Source organism: Streptomyces sp. NPDC029526 (assembly GCF_040637405.1).
In the GTDB taxonomy this organism is placed as follows: domain Bacteria; phylum Actinomycetota; class Actinomycetes; order Streptomycetales; family Streptomycetaceae; genus Streptomyces.
Genome location: NZ_JBEZWE010000002.1, coordinates 722,002 through 740,349, shown reverse-complemented (window position 1 = coordinate 740,349; position 18,348 = coordinate 722,002). Strand labels below are relative to the sequence as shown.

Below are 18,348 nucleotides of genomic sequence, written 5' to 3'. Positions count from 1 at the left end.
TCGGCCGGGCGGGGCCTTCGCCGACGCGGCTCCGCAGCCGAGGCCGGGGCAGCCGCCGGGACCGGGCCAGTCGGCGGGATCGGGGCAGCCGCCGGGACCGGGCCAGCCGCCGGGTCTGGCTCAACCGCCGACGCCGGGCCAGCCCTCGAGGCACGGGCCGCGGTGCGCCGTTCGGGCGCTTTCGCCTCACCCGGCCTTTGGCCGTTCCCGGCTGGGGTAACGCGCTCTCCGGAGGCGGGGCAGGGCCCGGAGCCTCCGCTTCCACCGCCCCGCCGCTCCCACCGCCCCGGCCACCCAAGATCCTCCCGCACGGCCGTTCGACGTGTCGCCCGCACGGTGACGGGGTCCGGACGGTGCCCGGCACAGGATTGGATTTCGCAGGTCAGGGGTAAGACGGGAGACGACCGACGTGCACGGGCCGGCCATGTGGGAGGGACCCCCGACATGCTCTTGGAAGCGATCAGCTCCGCGATCCTCGGCCTGGCTCTGGCCTGGGCGGCCACCCGCCGTCTGCCGCACCGTCTGCCCTCCCCCGCGATGGTTCTGCCCACGGGCGTGGCCGGCGCCCTGTTCGGCGCCTTCGTGACGCACAGTGCGCTGGACGCGGGAGGCCTGCCGGCGATCCTGCTCGGGGCAGTGATCGTCTCCGTGGCCTCCCTGTCGCTGCTGCTCCGTCCCGCGGGCGGGCTCGGGCGCCGCTCCGCGACCGCCTGACCGGAAGGCACTGCCCGCCCCGGAGACACTGCCCGACCGGGAGACACCGTCGGACCCGGAAGCACCACCTGACCCGACAGGCACCACCCGACCCGACAGGCACTGCTTGACCCGGCAGGCACCGCAGGACCGCGTGCGGGGCCGCCGTCGTACCGCCCGCTGCCGAAGCCCGGCCGGTCAGGCCGCCAGGCCCAGCGCCGCCATCCGTTTGGTGTGGGCCTCGGTGATCCGGGAGAACATCTTGCCGACCTCGGCGAGGTCGAAGCCGTCCGCGACGCCGCCCACCAGCATCGTCGACAGGGCGTCCCGGTCGGCCACCACGCGCTGCGACTGCGACAGGGCCTCGCCCATCAGCCGACGGGCCCACAGGGCCAGCCGCCCACCCACCCGCGGGTCGGCGTCGATCGCGGCGCGCACCTTCTCCACAGCGAACCCGCCGTGCCCGGTGTCGTCCAGCACGGCCAGCACCAGGGCGCGGGTGTCGGAGTCGAGACGGGCGGCGACCTCGCGGTAGAAGTCACTGGCGATGGAATCGCCGACGTAGGCCTTGACCAGACCTTCCAGCCAGTCGGAGGGCGCGGTCTGCTTGTGGAAGCCGTCGTAGGCGGCGACGAAGGGCTCCATGGCGAGGGTCGGGTCCTCACCGATCTCGGCGAGCCGGTCCCGCAGCCGCTCGAAGTGGTGGAACTCTGCCGACGCCATCTTCGCCAGCTCCGCCTTGTCGTCCAGGGTGGGCGCCAGGTGGGCGTCCTCCGCGAGCCGCTCGAACGCCGCGAGCTCCCCGTACGCCAGCGCACCGAGCAGGTCCACGACGGCGGCGCGGTACTGCGGTTCGGCGGACGCGGCAGCCCAGTCGAGAGCGGCGACCCCGGTGTGGGCGGGGGCGGTGTCCGAGGCGTTGTCAGGCTTGTCAGGGCTCGTCATGAAGCGCACAATAACCCGCTCGACGTGCCCGGGAGAGGCCCGGTCGATCAGTGTGACGACGACTACGTGACCAAATCGGCCATGGCGTGTGCGCGATTCCGGGGTATGGTGGTAATGCGCCTGCTGAGGACTTCGACGTGCTCTCCAGGCCGCATGTATGAGGATGCCCGGTCGGTGGCCCGATCGGCTCCGACCCGACAGGCCTCCCTGACCGTACGGCACGTTGCGTACGACGATCGGAGGGAACCCTCAGCGGTTCGAGCGCTAGAGCGTTGGCAGTGGTCCCGTGTCCACGGCATCAGCCGTATGGCCGCCGACGTCCCCGCACGGTCCCTTCGCGACCCCCGCGCTCGCCTCGCACCGCGTACACAGAAGAGGCAGCACCCTGACTACGACGTTCCGAGAGCTCGGGATCCTTTCCGAGACCGCCGAGGCCCTTGAGGCCGTCGGCATCATCACCCCCTTCCCCATCCAGGAGATGACGCTCCCCGTCGCCCTTTCGGGCACCGACGTCATCGGCCAGGCGAAGACCGGCACCGGCAAGACGCTCGGCTTCGGCCTCCCGCTCCTCGAGCGGGTCACCGTCCCCGCCGACGTGGAGGCGGGCCGCGCGAAGCCCGAGGACCTCACCGACGCGCCGCAGGCCCTCGTCGTCGTCCCGACGCGCGAGCTGTGCACCCAGGTGACCAACGACCTGCTGACCGCCGGCAAGGTGCGCAACGTGCGCGTCACCGCGATCTACGGCGGTCGCGCCTACGAGCCCCAGGTGGAGGCCCTCAAGCAGGGCGTCGACGTGGTCGTCGGCACCCCGGGACGGCTGCTCGACCTCGCCGGGCAGAAGAAGCTGAACCTGAAGCACGTCCGGGCCCTCGTGCTCGACGAGGCCGACGAGATGCTCGACCTGGGCTTCCTGCCCGACGTCGAGAAGATCATCAACCTGCTGCCGGTCCGGCGCCAGACGATGCTGTTCTCGGCCACCATGCCGGGCGCGGTCATCGGCCTGGCCCGCCGCTACATGTCGCAGCCCACGCACATCCGTGCCACCGCGCCGGACGACGAGGGCGCGACGGTCGCGAACACCAAGCAGTTCGTGTACCGGGCGCACAACATGGACAAGCCCGAGATGGTCGCGCGGATACTGCAGGCCGAGGGCCGTGGCCTGGTCATGGTCTTCTGCCGCACCAAGCGGACCGCCGCCGACCTCGCCGACCAGCTCAAGCAGCGCGGCTTCGCCTCCGGCGCGGTCCACGGCGACCTCGGCCAGGGCGCGCGCGAGCAGGCGCTGCGCGCGTTCCGCAACGGCAAGGTGGACGTGCTCGTCTGCACCGACGTCGCCGCCCGCGGCATCGACGTCGAGGGCGTGACGCACGTCATCAACTACCAGACGCCCGAGGACGAGAAGACGTACCTGCACCGCATCGGCCGTACCGGCCGGGCGGGCGCGAAGGGTACGGCGATCACCCTCGTCGACTGGGACGACATCCCCCGCTGGCAGCTGATCAACAAGGCGCTGGACCTGGGACTCGGTGATCCCCAGGAGACGTACTCCACCTCCCCCCACCTGTACACGGACCTCGGCATCCCCGAGGGGACCAAGGGCATACTGCCGCGTTCGGAGCGCACCCGCGCCGGGCTCGACGCGGAGGAGCTGGAGGACCTGGGCGAGCCGGGCGGCCGTGGGCCGCGCGGTCGCGGTGGCCGGGGCGAGCGCGGTGACCGGGGTGGTTCCCGGTCCGCCGAGCAGGAGCGCCCGGCCCGCACGCCGCGCCGCCGTCGCCGTACGCGTGGCGGTGCACCGCTGGACGAGTCGGCACCGCAGCCCGCGACCGCACCGTCCGCCGAGGAAACCGGTGAGGCGGAGACCGCCCCGCGCACGCCCCGGCGCCGTCGCCGTACGCGCGGCGGTGTGACCTCGGACGCGGCCCCGGCCACGACGGCTGCCACCGCATCCGTCCCCGTCGAGGGTCCCGAGGACGCCGCGCAGGGCGCGGTCGCCACGGCGGAGGGCGCGGCCCCCGCCGACGAGGCCGCCGAGGCACCCGCGAAGCCGCGCCGCCGCCGGACCCGCAGGTCCGCCGAGACGGCCGCCACCGAGCAGGCGGCCCCCACGGCCGACGCGCCGGTGGCCGAGCAGGCCGAGGCCGCGGTGACCCCCGTGGCCGACGAGCCGGAGGCTCCGGCCGCCGCCCCGCGCCGCACTCGTACGCGCAGGACGGCGACGGCTGATGCCGCTCGGTCCGCGCCGTCCACCGAGTCCGCCACCACCGCCGTGGACACGGCGGAGGGGACCGTCGAGGTCACCGAGCCGGCCGCGAAGCCGCGCCGCACCCGCAAGGCCGTCGCGAAGGCCGAGACCGCCACCGAGGTCCCCGAGGTGACCGACGAGGCGCAGGCGCAGGACGCCGCACCGGCCAAGCCGCGCCGGACCCGCAAGGCCGCCGCGAAGGCCGAGACGGCCGACGGCACGGCCGAGACGGAGGCCGCAGCTGAGACCAAGCCGCGTCGCACCCGCAAGGCGGCCACCGCCGCCCCGGAGACCGACGCCGCAGCCGAGACCAAGCCGCGGACCCGCCGGACCCGCAAGACCGCCGAGCCGGCCGTCGCCGACATCCCGGCGCAGTCGGCGCAGGAGCCCGAGGCCGCCGCCGAGACCAAGCCGCGCCGCACCCGGAAGGCGGCCACCGCCGCCCCCGAGGCCGACGCCACGGCGGAGACCAAGCCCCGGACCCGCCGGACCCGCAAGGCCACGGCTGCCGCCGAGCCCGCGGACGGCTGAGCCGAGCACCCGCCGACGGCCCGGTTCCCCTCACGGGGGCCGGGCCGTCGGCCTGTCCGCGTCCGGACGGTGCCCGGGCGGTGCCCCGGCCGCCCGGGGCACCGCCCGCTACCCTTCAGCCGTGACCAGTCGCCCCGTTCCCCCGCGCCCCTCCGCGTCCGCCCCGCCCGCAGCCGCCCGGTGCCATCGACTGCGCACCGCACGCGGCGAGTTCGCCGTCGTCGACATGCCGGCTGACGGCAGGACGGAACCGAAGGGCGTCGTCCTGATGCTGCCCGGGTTCACCGGGAGCAAGGAGGACTTCCGGCTGGTGCACGCACCCCTCGCCGCGCGCGGCTACCGCACGGTCGCCGTGGACGGGCGCGGTCAGTACGAGTCGGACGGCCCGGAGGACGACGAAGCCGCCTACGCCCAGGTCGAGCTGGCCCGTGACGTCCTCGCCCAGGCGGCGGCGCTCGGGACGCCCGTGCACCTGGTGGGGCACTCCCTCGGGGGCCAGATCGCCCGGGCCGCCGTGCTGCTGGACGCCTCCCCCTTCCGTTCGCTCACGCTGATCGCGTCGGGGGCGGGACGCATCTCCGTCTCCCAGGAACAGCGGGTGAAGCTGCTGCGGGACGCCCTGGCGGTGATGTCGATGGCGGAGTGCTGGGAGGCGATCCTGGCCATGGGGCCGCCGGAGGAGGTCGGAGGCCCCGCGCGGGGCATCGGCGGCCCGGAGCAGTTGCGGCGCCGCTGGCTCGGCACCAGGCCCGCCCAACTCCTGGCCACCGGGCGCCAGTTGTGCACCGAGCCGGACCGGGTGGACGAACTGGCGGCCGTGCCTCTGCCGTTCCACGTCCTGTCGGGCGCCCGCGACGACACCTGGCCGGTCCCGGACCTCGACGCGATGGCCGTCCGGCTCGGCGCCCACCGCACCGTCATCGACGGTGCCGAGCACTCCCCCACGGTGGACCGGCCGCTGCCGACCGCCCGGGCCCTCGCCGACTTCTGGGACCGGGCCGGCGCCGGCACGGCGGGCGGCCACCCGACCGGCAGTGCCGACGCACCGGACCCCGACGCCCCGGCACCCGGCATCGGCACGCCGGACAGCGACGGAGCCGTCGGCGACACCGGCGGCGACCCGCTGCACTGACGCACGGCCGCCCCACGAGGGCCTGCCGGCACTGCCCGCTGCAGGCTGCCTGCCAGTACTGCCTTCTAGTACTGGCCCTGCAGGTGGTCCCAGAAGCCGTCGCGCAGGGAGCGGCGCAGGTCCGCCTGGCCGCGCAGTGAGTACGACAGCAGGCTCTCCGCCTCGACCAGCAGGTCCTGGTCGACGGAGCCCGGCAGGTAGGGGTGGCCCGGCAGGAGTTCGGCGAGTGACTCCCGGCCGCGCGACACCAGCCACTTGGCGGCGATCTGCGCGCCGACGAAACGGACGTCGTCGCGGGTGGGCCGGCCCGCCAGGGGTTCGTGGACGGGGACGGTGCGCCGGGAGACATAGGGCTTGAAGAAGTCCAGGTCGAAGGTGCGCTGGCTGTCGACCTCCCACAGCAGCGGCTCGGCCTGGTTGCGGCCCTCGGGCGCCTCGACGCCCCAGAGGTGGACCCGGGCGCCGTACCCCTGGGCGGCCTCGACGGCGGAGACCAGGTCCTCGTCGCCCCCGAGCAGGGCCGCGTCGCTGATGGCGCGGTGCCGGGCCAGCGACTCCAGGTCGGAGCGGATCAGGGAGTCGACGCCCTTCTGCTGGTTGTTGGCGTTGAGGTTGCCGAGGCGGACCTTGACGTCCGGGAGTTCGGCGATGGACTGCTGCTCGGCGGTGTGGATGCGGCGGCGGGCACCGTCGTACCAGTACACGCGGAGGAGCCTGCTGTCCGCGAAGATGCTGCGAGCCCGGTCGATCAGCGCGTCGATGAGACCGTCGGCGTCGAGGTCGAACGCCCTGCGGTCCTCCGTGCCGGCCACCAGCCGCCCGGCCGCCGCGTAGAGGTACCCGGCGTCGACGAAGATCGCGTGGGTGGAGGGCGTCTTCGCCACCTCGGCGAGCATCCGGTGCAGCAGCTCGTTCGTGCGGTCGATGCGGGCGGTCAGGTCCGCGAGGTCGTCGTTCATCGCCTCCCATTGTCTCGGCGGTCACGCTGCGAACACAACCGGTCCCGATCGGTCCCGGGCGTACCGATATGAACGATCGGTCGGCCGGCCGGCACACGACTCGTCGGGGTCCGACGGCATACGACGGCATACGACGACCTGCGGCGGCCAGCGGCGCCCTGCGGCGGTGCTCGGTGACATGCGGCACGGCGCACCGCCCTCGCGGTGCGCGTTGCGCTCAGCCCGCGTCGCTCTCGGTGCGATGCGGTGGGGCCGCCTCCGGACGGCTCGACGCCGAAATACTTAGGTGACTGAAAGTTTTCTTTAGCTAGGGAATAGGTGCACGGCGCAGAGAGTTGTCCACGGGTGGGACGCGGGCCGTCCGGGCTCGCGAACCGACCATCGCGTAGTTCTCCTCAGGAGGATCACCGGACGAAGGGAGAAGCTCTTGCGCTTCGAGATCATGCGACTCGACGACGTCGACGGCCTGCCCGTGGACACGACCGTCGTGGACGCCGCGTCCGTCAACGGAATCGTTCAGCAGGCGGCCGCCATCGGGCAGCGCCTGTGGATCCGCCCGGCCGACACACCGACGTCGTAACGCGCGAGCGGCTCCGGCCGGAGTCGTACTCCATGACTCGGTCACCGGTGACCGCGTTTCGGGGCCGGGACGCACCGGGCCCGCGCGCCCGCCCGGTCCGTGACGGTGCGTCGGGATGTCGAGGGGCGGAGGACCGCGCCCCGGCCCCCTCACGCGTACCGCCCGCATGCCGTACCCCGCGCCGCGTACCGCCCCGCATGCCGAGCAGCCCCCGTACCCTCGCCTGACGACGTGGGTACGGGGGCTTCGTGCCTTCCCGGCGGTGGGGCTTAGTGCCTTCCCCGCGGTGGGGCTTCGTGCGTCCCCGGAGGTTTCGCGCGTCCCCAGAGGTGTGGAGGAGCGTCCGCGCCCCGGGCCGGAGGAACGGGGCAGGTGAATGGGCAGGCGGAGGGGGGCAGACGGACGGGAGAGGCGAACCGGTCGCTCGGGGCCGGCCGTCCGGCGGTCAGCCGCCCCGGACGACCTGGGTCACGCCGTTGATGATCTGCTGGACGGCGATCGCGGAGAGCATCATGCCCGCCAGGCGGGTCACCAGGACCACCCCGCCGTCCTTGATGATCCGGATGATCAGCAGCGAGTACCGCATCACGAACCAGAGCACGACGTGGATGGCGAGGATCGCCGCCCACACCGACACCTGTGCGGCGGTGCTGTCGGCCTTCTGCACGGCCAGGATCACGGAGACGATCGCACCCGGGCCGGCCAGCAGCGGCATGCCCAGCGGCACCAGGGCGACGTTCACGTCCTTGGTCTGCTGGGGCTCGTCGGTCTTGCCGGTGAGCAGGTCCAGGGCGATGAGCAGGAGCAACAGCCCGCCGGCGATCATCAGGGCCGGCACCGAGACGTGCAGGTAGTCGAGGATCTGCTGGCCGACCAGGCCGAACAGCACGATCACCCCGCCGGCCACGCAGACGGCCTGGAAGGCCATCCGCTTCTGCACCTTGCCGGTGCGGCCCGCGGTCAGCGCGAGGAAGATCGGGGTGATCCCGGGGGGATCCATGATGACGAACAGGGTCAAAAAGAGCGAGCCGAAGACGGCGACGTCGAACATGACTGCCTTGCTGAGGTACGGGTGAACGGGGTGAAGGAGACGCGGCTCGAGGACGGGCGCGAGGAAACGCGGCGGCGAGGAACCGCCGGGGCGAGGGGCGGGCTCAGATCCCGCCGGCTCCCGGCACGGGGAAGGCTCCGGTCGCGCGCCGGGTGATCTCGCCGTACACCTCGGGGTCCGTCATGAACTCACCGAGGACGCAGGTCTTCCGGCTGCCGTGGTAGTCGCTGGAGCCGGTCACCAGCAGCCCCAGTTCCTTGGCCAGGCCGCGCAGCCGCGCCCGGGTGTCGGGGTCGTGGTCCATGTGGTCGACTTCGATGCCGTCCAGGCCCGCTTCGGCGAGGGCGGCGATGGCCGACTCCGGGACGGTCCGGCCCCGCTTGCTCGCGGCCGGGTGGGCGAACACCGCGACCCCGCCCGCGCCCTTGACCAGGCGCAGCGCCTCGAAGGGGTCGGTCTCGTGCTTGTCCAGGTGGGCCCGGCCGCCGTCGGCCAGCCACTCGGGGGTGAAGGCGTCGTTCACGGTCGGCACCGCGCCCAGTTCGACCAGGGCGGTGGCGATGTGCGGGCGGCCCACGGAACCGTCCCCGGCGATGCGCGCCACCTGCTCCCAGGTGACGGGCACGCCCAGCTCGTTCAGCTTGGCGATCATGCCCCGGGCACGGGGTACGCGGTCGTCGCGGACCAGTTCGCGCTCGGCGAGCAGGCGCGGTTCCTCCGGGTCGAAGAGGTACGCCAGCATGTGCATGCTCACGCCGTCGAGGCGGCAGGAGAGTTCGGCGCCGGTGACGAGGGTGAGCCCCTCGGGCAGCGCGGCACGGGCCTCGGCGTGGCCGCGGGTGGTGTCGTGGTCGGTGAGCGCGATGACGTCCAGACCGACCGCGGCGGCCTTGCGCACCAGCTCGGCCGGGGTGTCCGTACCGTCGGACGCGGTGGAGTGGGTGTGCAGATCGATGCGCACGACGCGTTACTCCAAGCGGTGACGGGCGGATGGGGACGCTTCAGGATAACCGGAGTTTCAGCCGCCCCTGTCACAGCCGAACCGGGCCCGCGCCCCCTACAGGGCACCGAGTTCCACGGTTCGTGTCCACCGGGTCACCGACCGCTCGCACCCACCCGCACCCGCACACACCCTCACCCCGGCCCCGCTCCCTGTTCCCCGCCCCGCTCCACCCCGGCCCATAACCGGCCGACATCGGCCCTCACCGGCCCTCACCGGCCGGTGACGACCGCCGCCCTCCGTCGCCCTGCGGCGGAGAGGGGCTCCCGGAACGGACAGGCCCGCGCCCGCTACGTCTGCAGCAGGCGCGGGGTGAGGGCGCCGCACGGCACCAGGTCCACCTCGGCTCCGGCGTCCCGCAGGTCCGCCAGCACCAGCTCGTCGTACATCAGCAGGCCCGACTGCTCCGGCCACACCACCGCCCACAACCACAGGCCGAGGGCCTCGCCCGCGAAGACGGCCCGGTCGTCCGGTGTCTTGCTGACGTGCCAGAGGGGAGTGGGACGCCCGGCGGCCAGCACCTTGGTCTGCGCGGGCTTGTCGACGTTGAGGTACGGCCCCGGATCCGGGCCGTCGATGCCGGCGTACCGCGCACCGAGGCCGACGCCGAGTTCCTCGGCCACGAGGACGAGCTCACCCATGCCCCCGAGCGGCCCGGGTCCCGTGCAGGCGACGGCGGTGGCGCGGCCCCCGCTGCGGTCGTCACCGGCGCAGGCCACGCCGGTGAAGAGCCAGCCCACGGGCAGGGGCCACGGCATCCACACCGGGACCCGGGTGCGGTGGACGACGACGTTGAGCGCCTCGACGCTCGGCGGTATCACAGGCTGGAGCGGGTGCACGGTGCCGTGCACGTCGCACTGCCACGCATCGGAGAAGAGGCCGGGAGCCCTGACCCGGCCACCGCACTTCGGGCAACTGGGTTCGCCCCTCATAGGGCCCAACGGTCCTACCCCTTCCGCGTCCCGTCAAGGACGATCACCCGTCCGGACCGTCCCGGACCGCCGGCCGGTCGCCCCGGTGCGCACCTGACCCGCACCAACTCAGCCGGGAGAAGGGCGTGTTGGTGAGGTTGGTCACGGCGGAGTCAGTCCAGGGCGACGGTGGACCGGCGCGGGTCGCGCAGGTCGGTGCCCCGTTCCAGCCAGCGTTCCTGGAGGGCCTGGGCCCCGTGCACCCGCTTCCAGGCGGCCTCGTTGGGGGTCATCGGCAGCAGCGGCAGGAACCGTACGGGGTCGAGGGGCTCGTCGAGCTCCAGGTCCTCCACCAGACCGCCCGGTTCGGCGACCAGCACGGAGGTGAAGGGAGCGCCCGGCCACAGGGGTTCTCCGACGTCGAGCGAGGCGCCCGGAGCCACCACCACGCCCTCCACCTGCGGGGACGCGGCGAGGATCGCGAGCGGCCGGAGCACCTTGTCGGTGTCCGCGAGACCGGCCCGCACGGAGAGCACCAGCTCGGTGCGCGGTCCCTTGACGGGGTCGGCGATCACCGCCGTGGGGTCGGTCATGGGCTGCGCGGACATGCCGAGCGTCGCGTACCGCACGATGTCGCCCTCCTGGAAGCGCAGCACCTCGATGCGGTCCGTGCCCAGGAAGGTGACCGCGGCGCGGGCGTCCGGCTCACCCAGTGCCGAACGCAACCGGGCCTCGACCAGAGGAAGAACATCTGCCATGCGGCGAGCATAGAACTCGCCGGTACCGGGCGAAGCCGCGCCTTGACATGACGGCCTGCTGCTACTCTGGCCCGGTGCTTCGGGACAGCACACGGCAGGGAATCCGCCCGGGCCCCAGGCTCCGGCGACGCCGTGATCGCGTCCCGGCACCGATGTGACACACCCCGTTCGCGGGGCATCCCCGCGGGGATCGTGGATCGTCCCTCACGAGGGACCGGCCGGAGGAGGTGGTGCTGGCATGGACCGAAGTCGACCGTGCAGTATCACCCGCTCTTCCGCCCACTGAGGTTCTTCGCCCGTTCCTGGTGCATCACCTCACGCACGTGCGTCTCCATCGGAAGAGCGCTTCGTTTCGTTCCGCCTGATCCGCCCCCGTAGCTGTATCGGCGACGAAGCCCGCCACCCCCGACGGTGCGGTGCTCCCCGCTTTGTGGACGTGCCAAACATCCTTCCCGGCCTTTCCGGGAGGGAATCCTGGTCAGGACGTCCTCATTCCGGGAGGTTCCATCCGTCGCAGCGGCGCCTTTCGTCGCCCGCCCGCGAAGGAGCCCGTCATGTCGATGATCCGCGACCTGCGCGCCGTGGTCCGTCCCTCCCGCGTCTCGCTGCGCAAGGGGAGCAGCAGCACCTACGACACCACCCGCACCCCGGACGCCGGCTCGGCCACCGCCGTGGTGGACTGCGCCGTCTACCGGGACGGCCGCCGCCTGACGACCGAGGCACCGCTGACCCCGCAGGACGCGATGCGGCTGGTGCGCCGCGACGGCGGCTTCGTGTGGATCGGCCTGCACGAGCCGACCGAGGCCGAATTCGCGGGCATCGCCGGGGAGTTCGGGCTGCACCCGCTGGCCGTGGAGGACGCCGTCCAGGCACACCAGCGGCCCAAGCTGGAGCGCTACGACGACTCCCTCTTCACGGTCTTCAAGACCATCCACTACCTCGACCACGACCGGCTCACCTCCAGCAGCGAGGTGGTGGCCACCGGCGAGGTCATGTGCTTCACCGGCCGCGACTTCTTCATCACGGTCCGGCACGGCGGCCAGGGCTCCCTGCGGGCCCTGCGGCACCGGCTCCAGGACGACCCCGAGCTGCTGGCGAAGGGCCCCTCGGCCGTGCTGCACGCCATCGCCGACCACGTCGTCGACGGCTACATCGCGGTCGCCGACGCGGTGCAGGACGACATCGACGAGGTCGAGAACGAGGTGTTCTCGCCGGGCCGCAAGGGTGTGCCGCGCGGTACGGACGCCGGGCGGATCTACCAACTCAAGCGCGAGGTGCTGGAGTTCAAGCGGGCGGTGTCGCCGCTGCTGCGGCCCATGCAGCTGCTCAGCGAGCGGCCGATGCGGCTGATCGACCCGGAGATCCAGAAGTACTTCCGGGACGTGGCCGACCACGTGGCCCGGGTCCAGGAGCAGGTCATCGGCTTCGACGAGCTGCTGAACTCCATCCTCCAGGCGAACCTGGCGCAGGCGTCGGTGGCGCAGAACGCGGACATGCGCAAGATCACCTCCTGGGCGGCGATCATCGCCGTGCCGACCATGGTGTGCGGGGTCTACGGGATGAACTTCGAGTACATGCCGGAGACCCGGTGGACGTACGGCTACCCCATGGTCCTGGGGGTGACGGTGGCGATCTGTCTGGGCATCCACCGCATGCTGAAGCGCAACGGCTGGCTGTGAGGGCGCTGGATAGGCTGCACCCATGACACGCGAGCTGCTCGACCGGGCCCTCATCGAGGAGGCCACGAAGAAGTCCGGGCTCGTCTGGGTCGAGGGCCCCACCGGCCCCGCGCGCGCCCTGTGGCACGTGTGGCACGAGGGTGCCGCCTGCCTGGTGGGTGACGGGCCCGGCGAGCAGCCGCTGCCGGGCCTCGCCGACGGCGCCCCCGCGCAGGTCACCGTCCGCAGCAAGGACAAGGGCGGCCGGCTGGTCTCCTGGTCGGCGACGGTGGTGGAGCTGCCGCCCGGTTCCGAGGCCTGGACGGAGGCCGTCGCGGAGCTGAAGGGCAAGCGGCTGAACGCCCCCGACGGCGAGGCGGTGCCGGAGCGCTGGGCGCGCGAGTGCCGGGTCGTGCGGCTGGAGCCGACCGGGGCGACCGCGCCGCTGCCCGACGGTTCCCTGGCCGAGCCGCCCCGGCCGACCCCGGCGACCACCCGCCGCCCGGTCCCCGCGGGCCTGCCCCGGCTGCTGGCACGGCGCAAGCGGAGGTAGGCGCCGTCGGCGGGCCGGTCCCGCCGCAGCCCCGCCGTGAGGGTGACGACAGCGGGGACGGCCGGCACCGGAGCCCGCGCGGGCCGACCGCCGCGGGGGCCCGGCGCGGGCGACGACCGGCCTGCCGGGCGCGCGGCCCGGTGAGGGCCCCGGCCGCTACGACGCCGGCAACTGCTGCCCGTAGTCGAGGGTCTCGTCCTTGCCCGGCTTCTTGAGGGGGAAGTCGGTGCCCCAGGCGGAGAAGGTGAGCGTGCCCGCCTTGCCGGCGCGCTCCAGGCGCAGCGGGTAGGGGTTGCCCTCCAGGGACACGTCCAGGGTGCCGCCCGCGCCGTCGTCGCCGGTGATCCGGATGGTGCGGACGCCCGCCTGCTCGTGGTGGCCGTCCGTGGCCAGGGTGCCGTGCAGGGTGAGCAGACCGCCGAGGAGGACGTCCTTGTCCGTGAAGCCGTTGAACTTCTTGTACGCGGGATCGCCCTGGGGGACCTTCACGTACTTCGCGGCCAGCTTCTCGGCCGCCGCCGCGTCGGCCGCGGACCCGCCGCCGCCCTCACCCTCTCCGTCGCCCTTGCCCTTGCCCTTGCCGCCCGCCTGGCCCCAGAACTCGGCGCCCGCCTTCAGGAACAGTTCGTCGTCGATGCGCAGCAGGCGGAACGTCTGCCCCTCGGAGGTGACCGACCCGATGCCGCCCTCGGACTTCAGCCGCATGTCGAGCGTGTAGCTGCGCCCGCTGCTGACGACCGTGCCGTGCAGCCGGACCGTGTCCACCGAGTCGGCGGCCTTGCGGGTCCGCTGCTGGATCTGCTCGGCGGACAGCTTGCCGACCCCGTTGGTGCCCTCGTTCGGGTCCTCGGCACACCCCGTGAGCGCCGTCCCGGTGACCAGCAGGGCGCACACGGCGCCCGCCAGCACGGCACTGCGACTGCGGGGACGGCCCGGGGAGATCGGAGTCACAGGTGCGGCTGCCTCTCTGACGGGGGACCTGAACGGCGTACCGCAGAGTACCGGGGGCAGGGGAGACCAGTGGAGCCAGTCCGTCCGGACCGGCCCCCGGAGCACCGCCGATCGGGACGGGCTAGCCTGAAGCCCACCCGAGCGGGCCATTCGGACAGCGAACGCAGCAGGCAACAACCCGACACAGGACCACCCCGCACGAAAAGGAGCCGCGGCCATGGCAGCGGGCGCCCCCCGGATCTTCGTCTCGCACCTCTCCGACGTCGCCGTCTTCGATCCGAACGGCGACCAGGTGGGGCGCGTGCGCGATCTGGTCGTCATGCTGCGGGTCGGCAGGCGCCCGCCGAGGCTGCTCGGCCTGGTCGTCGAACTGCCCACCCGGCGCCGCATCTTCCTGCCCATGACCCGGGTCACCGCCGTGCAGTCCGGACAGATCATCTCCACCGGCGTGCTCAACGTCCGGCGGTTCGAGCAGCGGCCCACCGAGCGGCTGGTCTTCGGCGAACTGCTGGACCGCAGGGTGACCCTGGTGGACGGCGGCGAGGAGGTCACCGTCCTCGACCTGTCGGTGCATCAGCTGCCCTCCCGGCGGGAGTGGGAGGTCGACCGGGTGTTCGTCCGCAAGGGCCGCAAGGGCGGCGCGTTCCGGCGCAGCAAGGGGGAGACGCTGACCGTCGAGTGGTCGGCGGTGACCGGGTTCTCCCTGGAGGAGCACGGCCAGGGCGCCGAGAACCTGCTGGCCACGTTCGAACAGCTGCGCCCCGCCGACCTGGCGAACGTCCTGCACCACCTCTCCCCCAAGCGCCGGGCCGAGGTCGCCGCGGCGCTCGACGACGACCGGCTCGCCGACGTGCTGGAGGAACTGCCGGAGGACGACCAGATCGAGATCCTCGGCAAGCTGAAGGAGGAGCGGGCCGCCGACGTGCTGGAGGCCATGGACCCGGACGACGCGGCCGACCTGCTGGGCGAGCTGCCCGAGGACGAGCAGGAGCGGCTGCTGAGCCTGATGCAGCCCGGCGACGCGGCGGACATGCGGCGCCTGATGGCCTACGAGGAGCACACCGCGGGCGGTCTGATGACGACCGAGCCGATCGTGCTGCGCCCCGACGCGACGGTCGCGGACGCGCTCGCCCGGATCCGCAACCCCGACCTGTCCCCCGCGCACGCCGCCCAGGTCTACGTCTGCCGGCCGCCGGAGGAGACGCCGACCGGCAAGTACCTGGGCACCGTGCACTTCCAGCGGCTGCTGCGGGACCCCCCGTTCACCCTCGTCGGCTCGATGATCGACGACGACCTGCAACCGCTGGAACCGGACGCGGCGCTGCCGCAGGTCGCCGGGTTCTTCGCCACGTACGACATGGTGGCGGCGCCCGTGGTCGACGAGGCGGGCTCGCTGCTGGGCGCGGTGACCGTGGACGACGTGCTGGACCACATGCTGCCCGACGACTGGCGCGAGAACGAGTTCCACCTCGGGGACGGGGTGGTGACCGATGGCGCCTGAGCGCGAGGCCCTGCGCGACCGTCAGCCCACCGGGGCCACGGCTGCCGGACGGCGGCCCCGTACGCCCCGGCTGGACCAGCCGCGACCGCCGCGCCGCCGGATCCTGCCCGAGTACGACCCGGAGGCGTTCGGGCGGCTGTCGGAACGCATCGCGCGCTTCCTGGGCACCGGGCGGTTCATCGTCTGGATGACGGTCGTCATCGTCGTGTGGGTGGTGTGGAACGTGTCGGCGCCCAAGGAGCTGCGCTTCGACGAGTACCCGTTCATCTTCCTCACCCTGGTGCTGTCCCTCCAGGCGTCCTACGCGGCCCCGTTGATCCTGCTGGCGCAGAACCGGCAGGACGACCGCGACCGGGTCAACCTGGAGCAGGACCGCAAGCAGGGCGAGCGGTCGATCGCGGACACCGAGTACCTGACCCGGGAGGTCGCCGCGCTGCGGATCGGGCTGGGCGAGGTCGCCACCCGGGACTGGATCCGCTCGGAGCTGCAGGACCTGGTGAAGGAACTGGACGAGCGGCGCGGCAACGGCCACCGCGAGCACGGCGCGGTTCCGGCACTTCGGGCGGAACGGCCGCCCCGACGTGACGCAGACGACCGCTGACGGGCTTACCGGTGGGTGTACCCGGCGCCGTACCATCGTCGTATGGCTACGGAAGACGCGGTGCGTGAGGCACTGGCGACGGTGAACGACCCCGAGATCAACCGGCCCCTCACCGAGCTGGGGATGGTCAAATCGGTGGACATCGCCGCCGACGGGCGGGTCGCGGTCACCGTCTACCTGACGGTTTCGGGCTGTCCCATGCGGGACACCATCACGCAGCGCGTGACGGACGCGGTCGCCGCGGTCGACGGCGTCACGGGCGTCGACGTCACGCTGGACGTCATGAGCGACGAGCAGCGCAAGGAGCTGGCGGCGGCGCTGCGCGGCGGCCAGACCGAGCGCGAGGTGCCGTTCGCCAAGCCGGGCAGCCTGACCCGGGTCTACGCCGTCGCCTCCGGCAAGGGCGGCGTGGGCAAGTCGTCGGTGACGGTGAACCTGGCGGCGGCGATGGCCGCCGACGGGCTGAAGGTCGGGGTCGTGGACGCCGACATCTACGGCCACTCGGTGCCGCGGATGCTGGGCGCCGACGGGCGGCCCACCCAGGTCGAGAACATGATCATGCCGCCGTCGGCGAACGGCGTGAAGGTCATCTCGATCGGCATGTTCACCCCGGGCAACGCGCCGGTCGTCTGGCGCGGCCCGATGCTGCACCGCGCGCTCCAGCAGTTCCTGGCCGACGTGTACTGGGGCGACCTGGACGTGCTGCTGCTGGACCTGCCGCCCGGCACCGGTGACATCGCGATCTCCGTCGCCCAGTTGGTCCCCAACGCCGAGATCCTGGTCGTGACCACGCCCCAGCAGGCGGCGGCCGAGGTCGCCGAGCGGGCCGGCTCCATCGCGGTGCAGACCCACCAGAAGATCGTCGGCGTGGTCGAGAACATGTCCGGCCTGCCGTGCCCGCACTGCGACGAGATGGTCGACGTGTTCGGCACCGGCGGCGGCCAGTCGGTGGCCGACGGCCTGACCCGGACCACCGGCACCAACGTCCCGGTGCTCGGCGCCATCCCGATCGACGTGCGGCTGCGCGAGGGCGGCGACGAGGGCAAGCCGGTCGTGCTGACCGACCCGGAGTCCCCGGCCGGAGCGGCGCTCCGCTCGATCGCCGGCAAGCTGGGCGGGCGGCAGCGGGGCCTGGCGGGGCTCTCTCTGGGGATCACGCCCCGGAACAAGTTCTAGGAGCGCTCCGGGGCCGCGGGACGCCTTCCGCGGCCCCCGCGGCCTTCGGCGCGGCGCGTCGCGTCCGGGGGCCGGAGCCGTCATGGTCGGCGTGGCCGGGACGGCAGGACCCGCCAGCGGCTCTGGCCCTCCGTGGCTCGGGCCCTCCGTGGCTCGGGCTCTCCGTGACTCGGCCCGTCGTCATCGGTTCGGTCGCGGCGACCCGGTCGCGCCGTGGCGGAAGCCAACCCGCCGCCACCGGTCCGGTCGTGTCCGGCCCGGTCTCATGGACCGGACCCGAACGTCGCCGGACCGGTCGTGCCGGTGCGGGAAGTGGGCGCGTCGCGGTTCAGTCCGCGTAGGCGGCCACGTCCTTCACCTCGGCGAAGCCGAGCCCGTAGGCGCTCATGCCCCGGCCGTACGCGCCGACGTGGACGCCCGCCTGGGTGGACCCGGCGAGCACCCAGCCGAACTCGGACTCCCGGTAGTGGAACGGCGTCGGCACACCGTCCACGGGGAGGGACAGCGTCGACCAGTCCTCCCCGTCCAGGTCGTCGGCGAGCGCCCAGGCGGTCTCCGTCTGCTGCTCCAGCCAGTTGTCCCGCAGCGAGTGGTCCATCTGGCCCGGCCAGGTGAAGGACAGCAGCCCGACACCGGCGAGCCAGGCCGCGGAGGAGACCGAGGTGGCCTCCAGCAGACCGGTGCCGTCGGCGCTGCGGCGCACCGGGTTGGCGGCCACGGTCACGACCACGGCGAACTTCTCGCGGGCGTCCTGGCCGGGGCCCGCCGTGTACTCACTGCGTACCGACGGCTCGTCACCGTGCCCGATCGCCCCGTGCTCGACCGTCCCGTCGGCGGCCGTGCCCACCTGCATCAGCCAGCGCCGGCCCGTGAAGGCCTCGTCCAGGCCGTACCAGGGGAAGGTCGCACTCACGTAGCCGTCGGCCGCACGCCGGGCGGAGGTGGCCGGTCGTGGTCCACTCTCCGCGGCCGGCGCCTGTGCGACGGCCTGACTCGTCGTCTCCATTGCCCGGACGCCTCCTCATTCTCGTCGGTCCGGGGCGGCCCGCCCCCGTTCGGGCGCACTCGTCCGGTCCGCGCAACAACTGGGGCAGCATAGCCAC

Annotated in this window: 17 protein-coding genes; 9 read left to right on the top strand and 8 right to left on the bottom strand. The window is 73.1% G+C overall.

Annotated elements, in window-relative coordinates:
- Window positions 1-444 precede the first annotated feature (444 nt).
- The gene (locus AB0F01_RS08815) at window positions 445-714 is read left to right on the top strand and encodes a hypothetical protein (RefSeq protein WP_362091412.1); all 270 of its coding nucleotides are present in this window, start codon (window positions 445-447) and stop codon (window positions 712-714) included.
- Window positions 715-891: 177 nt separating this feature from the next.
- On the opposite strand, the gene AB0F01_RS08810 is transcribed toward AB0F01_RS08815, so the two are convergent.
- Complete coding sequence (locus AB0F01_RS08810; protein WP_362091409.1) at window positions 892-1,638, bottom strand: ferritin-like domain-containing protein; 747 nt, start codon at window positions 1,636-1,638, stop codon at window positions 892-894.
- Window positions 1,639-2,116: 478 nt separating this feature from the next.
- On the opposite strand from AB0F01_RS08810, the gene AB0F01_RS08805 reads away from it, so the two are divergent.
- The gene (locus AB0F01_RS08805; protein WP_362091407.1) at window positions 2,117-4,414 is read left to right on the top strand and encodes a DEAD/DEAH box helicase; all 2,298 of its coding nucleotides are present in this window, start codon (window positions 2,117-2,119) and stop codon (window positions 4,412-4,414) included.
- 121 nt (window positions 4,415-4,535) lie between these two features.
- Window positions 4,536-5,546, top strand: coding sequence for an alpha/beta hydrolase (locus tag AB0F01_RS08800; protein WP_362091404.1), 1,011 nt, complete (start codon window positions 4,536-4,538; stop codon window positions 5,544-5,546).
- A gap of 65 nt (window positions 5,547-5,611) precedes the next feature.
- On the opposite strand, the gene AB0F01_RS08795 is transcribed toward AB0F01_RS08800, so the two are convergent.
- Window positions 5,612-6,505: an NYN domain-containing protein gene (locus AB0F01_RS08795; protein WP_362091401.1), complete on the bottom strand. Its 894-nt coding sequence runs from the start codon at window positions 6,503-6,505 to the stop codon at window positions 5,612-5,614.
- A 427-nt stretch (window positions 6,506-6,932) separates the two neighbouring features.
- Here AB0F01_RS08795 and AB0F01_RS08790 point away from each other — a divergent pair, with 427 nt between their 5' ends.
- Entirely contained in the window at window positions 6,933-7,085 is a 153-nt protein-coding gene (locus AB0F01_RS08790) for a hypothetical protein (protein ID WP_362091398.1), read from the top strand.
- 445 nt (window positions 7,086-7,530) lie between these two features.
- On the opposite strand, the gene AB0F01_RS08785 is transcribed toward AB0F01_RS08790, so the two are convergent.
- The 4 genes from AB0F01_RS08785 to AB0F01_RS08770 form a co-directional block, all read right to left on the bottom strand.
- Window positions 7,531-8,136, bottom strand: a complete 606-nt coding sequence (locus AB0F01_RS08785) for a MarC family protein (RefSeq protein WP_362091395.1) — start codon at window positions 8,134-8,136, stop codon at window positions 7,531-7,533.
- Window positions 8,137-8,239: 103 nt separating this feature from the next.
- Complete coding sequence (locus tag AB0F01_RS08780) at window positions 8,240-9,097, bottom strand: PHP domain-containing protein (protein ID WP_362091392.1); 858 nt, start codon at window positions 9,095-9,097, stop codon at window positions 8,240-8,242.
- A 329-nt stretch (window positions 9,098-9,426) separates the two neighbouring features.
- Complete coding sequence (locus AB0F01_RS08775; RefSeq protein WP_362091389.1) at window positions 9,427-10,068, bottom strand: DUF6758 family protein; 642 nt, start codon at window positions 10,066-10,068, stop codon at window positions 9,427-9,429.
- A 152-nt stretch (window positions 10,069-10,220) separates the two neighbouring features.
- Window positions 10,221-10,805, bottom strand: coding sequence for a suppressor of fused domain protein (locus tag AB0F01_RS08770; protein ID WP_362091387.1), 585 nt, complete (start codon window positions 10,803-10,805; stop codon window positions 10,221-10,223).
- Window positions 10,806-11,359: 554 nt separating this feature from the next.
- Between AB0F01_RS08770 and AB0F01_RS08765 the strand changes: the two genes are divergently transcribed.
- Entirely contained in the window at window positions 11,360-12,484 is a 1,125-nt protein-coding gene (locus tag AB0F01_RS08765) for a magnesium and cobalt transport protein CorA (RefSeq protein ID WP_362091384.1), read from the top strand.
- A gap of 22 nt (window positions 12,485-12,506) precedes the next feature.
- Entirely contained in the window at window positions 12,507-13,016 is a 510-nt protein-coding gene (locus AB0F01_RS08760) for a hypothetical protein (RefSeq protein ID WP_362091381.1), read from the top strand.
- A gap of 156 nt (window positions 13,017-13,172) precedes the next feature.
- Here AB0F01_RS08760 and AB0F01_RS08755 read toward each other — a convergent pair whose 3' ends face one another.
- A complete protein-coding gene (locus AB0F01_RS08755) occupies window positions 13,173-13,967 on the bottom strand; it encodes a hypothetical protein (protein WP_362091379.1) in 795 nt (264 codons plus the stop codon).
- Window positions 13,968-14,184: 217 nt separating this feature from the next.
- On the opposite strand from AB0F01_RS08755, the gene AB0F01_RS08750 reads away from it, so the two are divergent.
- The 3 genes from AB0F01_RS08750 to AB0F01_RS08740 are packed head-to-tail and all read left to right on the top strand — an operon-like array spanning window position 14,185 to window position 17,245.
- Window positions 14,185-15,468, top strand: a complete 1,284-nt coding sequence (locus AB0F01_RS08750; RefSeq protein WP_362091377.1) for a CBS domain-containing protein — start codon at window positions 14,185-14,187, stop codon at window positions 15,466-15,468.
- The gene (locus tag AB0F01_RS08745; protein ID WP_362091374.1) at window positions 15,458-16,069 is read left to right on the top strand and encodes a DUF1003 domain-containing protein; all 612 of its coding nucleotides are present in this window, start codon (window positions 15,458-15,460) and stop codon (window positions 16,067-16,069) included. The genes AB0F01_RS08750 and AB0F01_RS08745 overlap by 11 nt, the downstream gene beginning before the upstream one ends.
- A gap of 42 nt (window positions 16,070-16,111) precedes the next feature.
- The gene (locus AB0F01_RS08740) at window positions 16,112-17,245 is read left to right on the top strand and encodes an Mrp/NBP35 family ATP-binding protein (protein ID WP_362091371.1); all 1,134 of its coding nucleotides are present in this window, start codon (window positions 16,112-16,114) and stop codon (window positions 17,243-17,245) included.
- 328 nt (window positions 17,246-17,573) lie between these two features.
- On the opposite strand, the gene AB0F01_RS08735 is transcribed toward AB0F01_RS08740, so the two are convergent.
- Window positions 17,574-18,251, bottom strand: coding sequence for a hypothetical protein (locus AB0F01_RS08735; protein ID WP_362091369.1), 678 nt, complete (start codon window positions 18,249-18,251; stop codon window positions 17,574-17,576).
- Between the last annotated feature and the right edge of the window lie 97 nt (window positions 18,252-18,348).

Excerpts from the sequence above, each read along its gene's own strand:
- AB0F01_RS08750 (WP_362091377.1), top strand. The coding sequence starts at position 14,185 with ATGGCAGCGGGCGCCCCCCGGATCTTCGTCTCGCACCTCTCCGACGTC.
- AB0F01_RS08815 (WP_362091412.1), top strand. The coding sequence starts at position 445 with ATGCTCTTGGAAGCGATCAGCTCCGCGATCCTCGGCCTGGCTCTGGCC.
- AB0F01_RS08770 (WP_362091387.1), bottom strand. The coding sequence starts at position 10,805 with ATGGCAGATGTTCTTCCTCTGGTCGAGGCCCGGTTGCGTTCGGCACTG.
- AB0F01_RS08775 (WP_362091389.1), bottom strand. The coding sequence starts at position 10,068 with ATGAGGGGCGAACCCAGTTGCCCGAAGTGCGGTGGCCGGGTCAGGGCT.
- AB0F01_RS08740 (WP_362091371.1), top strand. The coding sequence starts at position 16,112 with ATGGCTACGGAAGACGCGGTGCGTGAGGCACTGGCGACGGTGAACGAC.
- AB0F01_RS08760 (WP_362091381.1), top strand. The coding sequence starts at position 12,507 with ATGACACGCGAGCTGCTCGACCGGGCCCTCATCGAGGAGGCCACGAAG.
- AB0F01_RS08735 (WP_362091369.1), bottom strand. The coding sequence starts at position 18,251 with ATGGAGACGACGAGTCAGGCCGTCGCACAGGCGCCGGCCGCGGAGAGT.
- AB0F01_RS08795 (WP_362091401.1), bottom strand. The coding sequence starts at position 6,505 with ATGAACGACGACCTCGCGGACCTGACCGCCCGCATCGACCGCACGAAC.
- AB0F01_RS08805 (WP_362091407.1), top strand. The coding sequence starts at position 2,117 with ATGACGCTCCCCGTCGCCCTTTCGGGCACCGACGTCATCGGCCAGGCG.
- AB0F01_RS08745 (WP_362091374.1), top strand. The coding sequence starts at position 15,458 with ATGGCGCCTGAGCGCGAGGCCCTGCGCGACCGTCAGCCCACCGGGGCC.
- AB0F01_RS08785 (WP_362091395.1), bottom strand. The coding sequence starts at position 8,136 with ATGTTCGACGTCGCCGTCTTCGGCTCGCTCTTTTTGACCCTGTTCGTC.
- AB0F01_RS08765 (WP_362091384.1), top strand. The coding sequence starts at position 11,360 with ATGTCGATGATCCGCGACCTGCGCGCCGTGGTCCGTCCCTCCCGCGTC.
- AB0F01_RS08810 (WP_362091409.1), bottom strand. The coding sequence starts at position 1,638 with ATGACGAGCCCTGACAAGCCTGACAACGCCTCGGACACCGCCCCCGCC.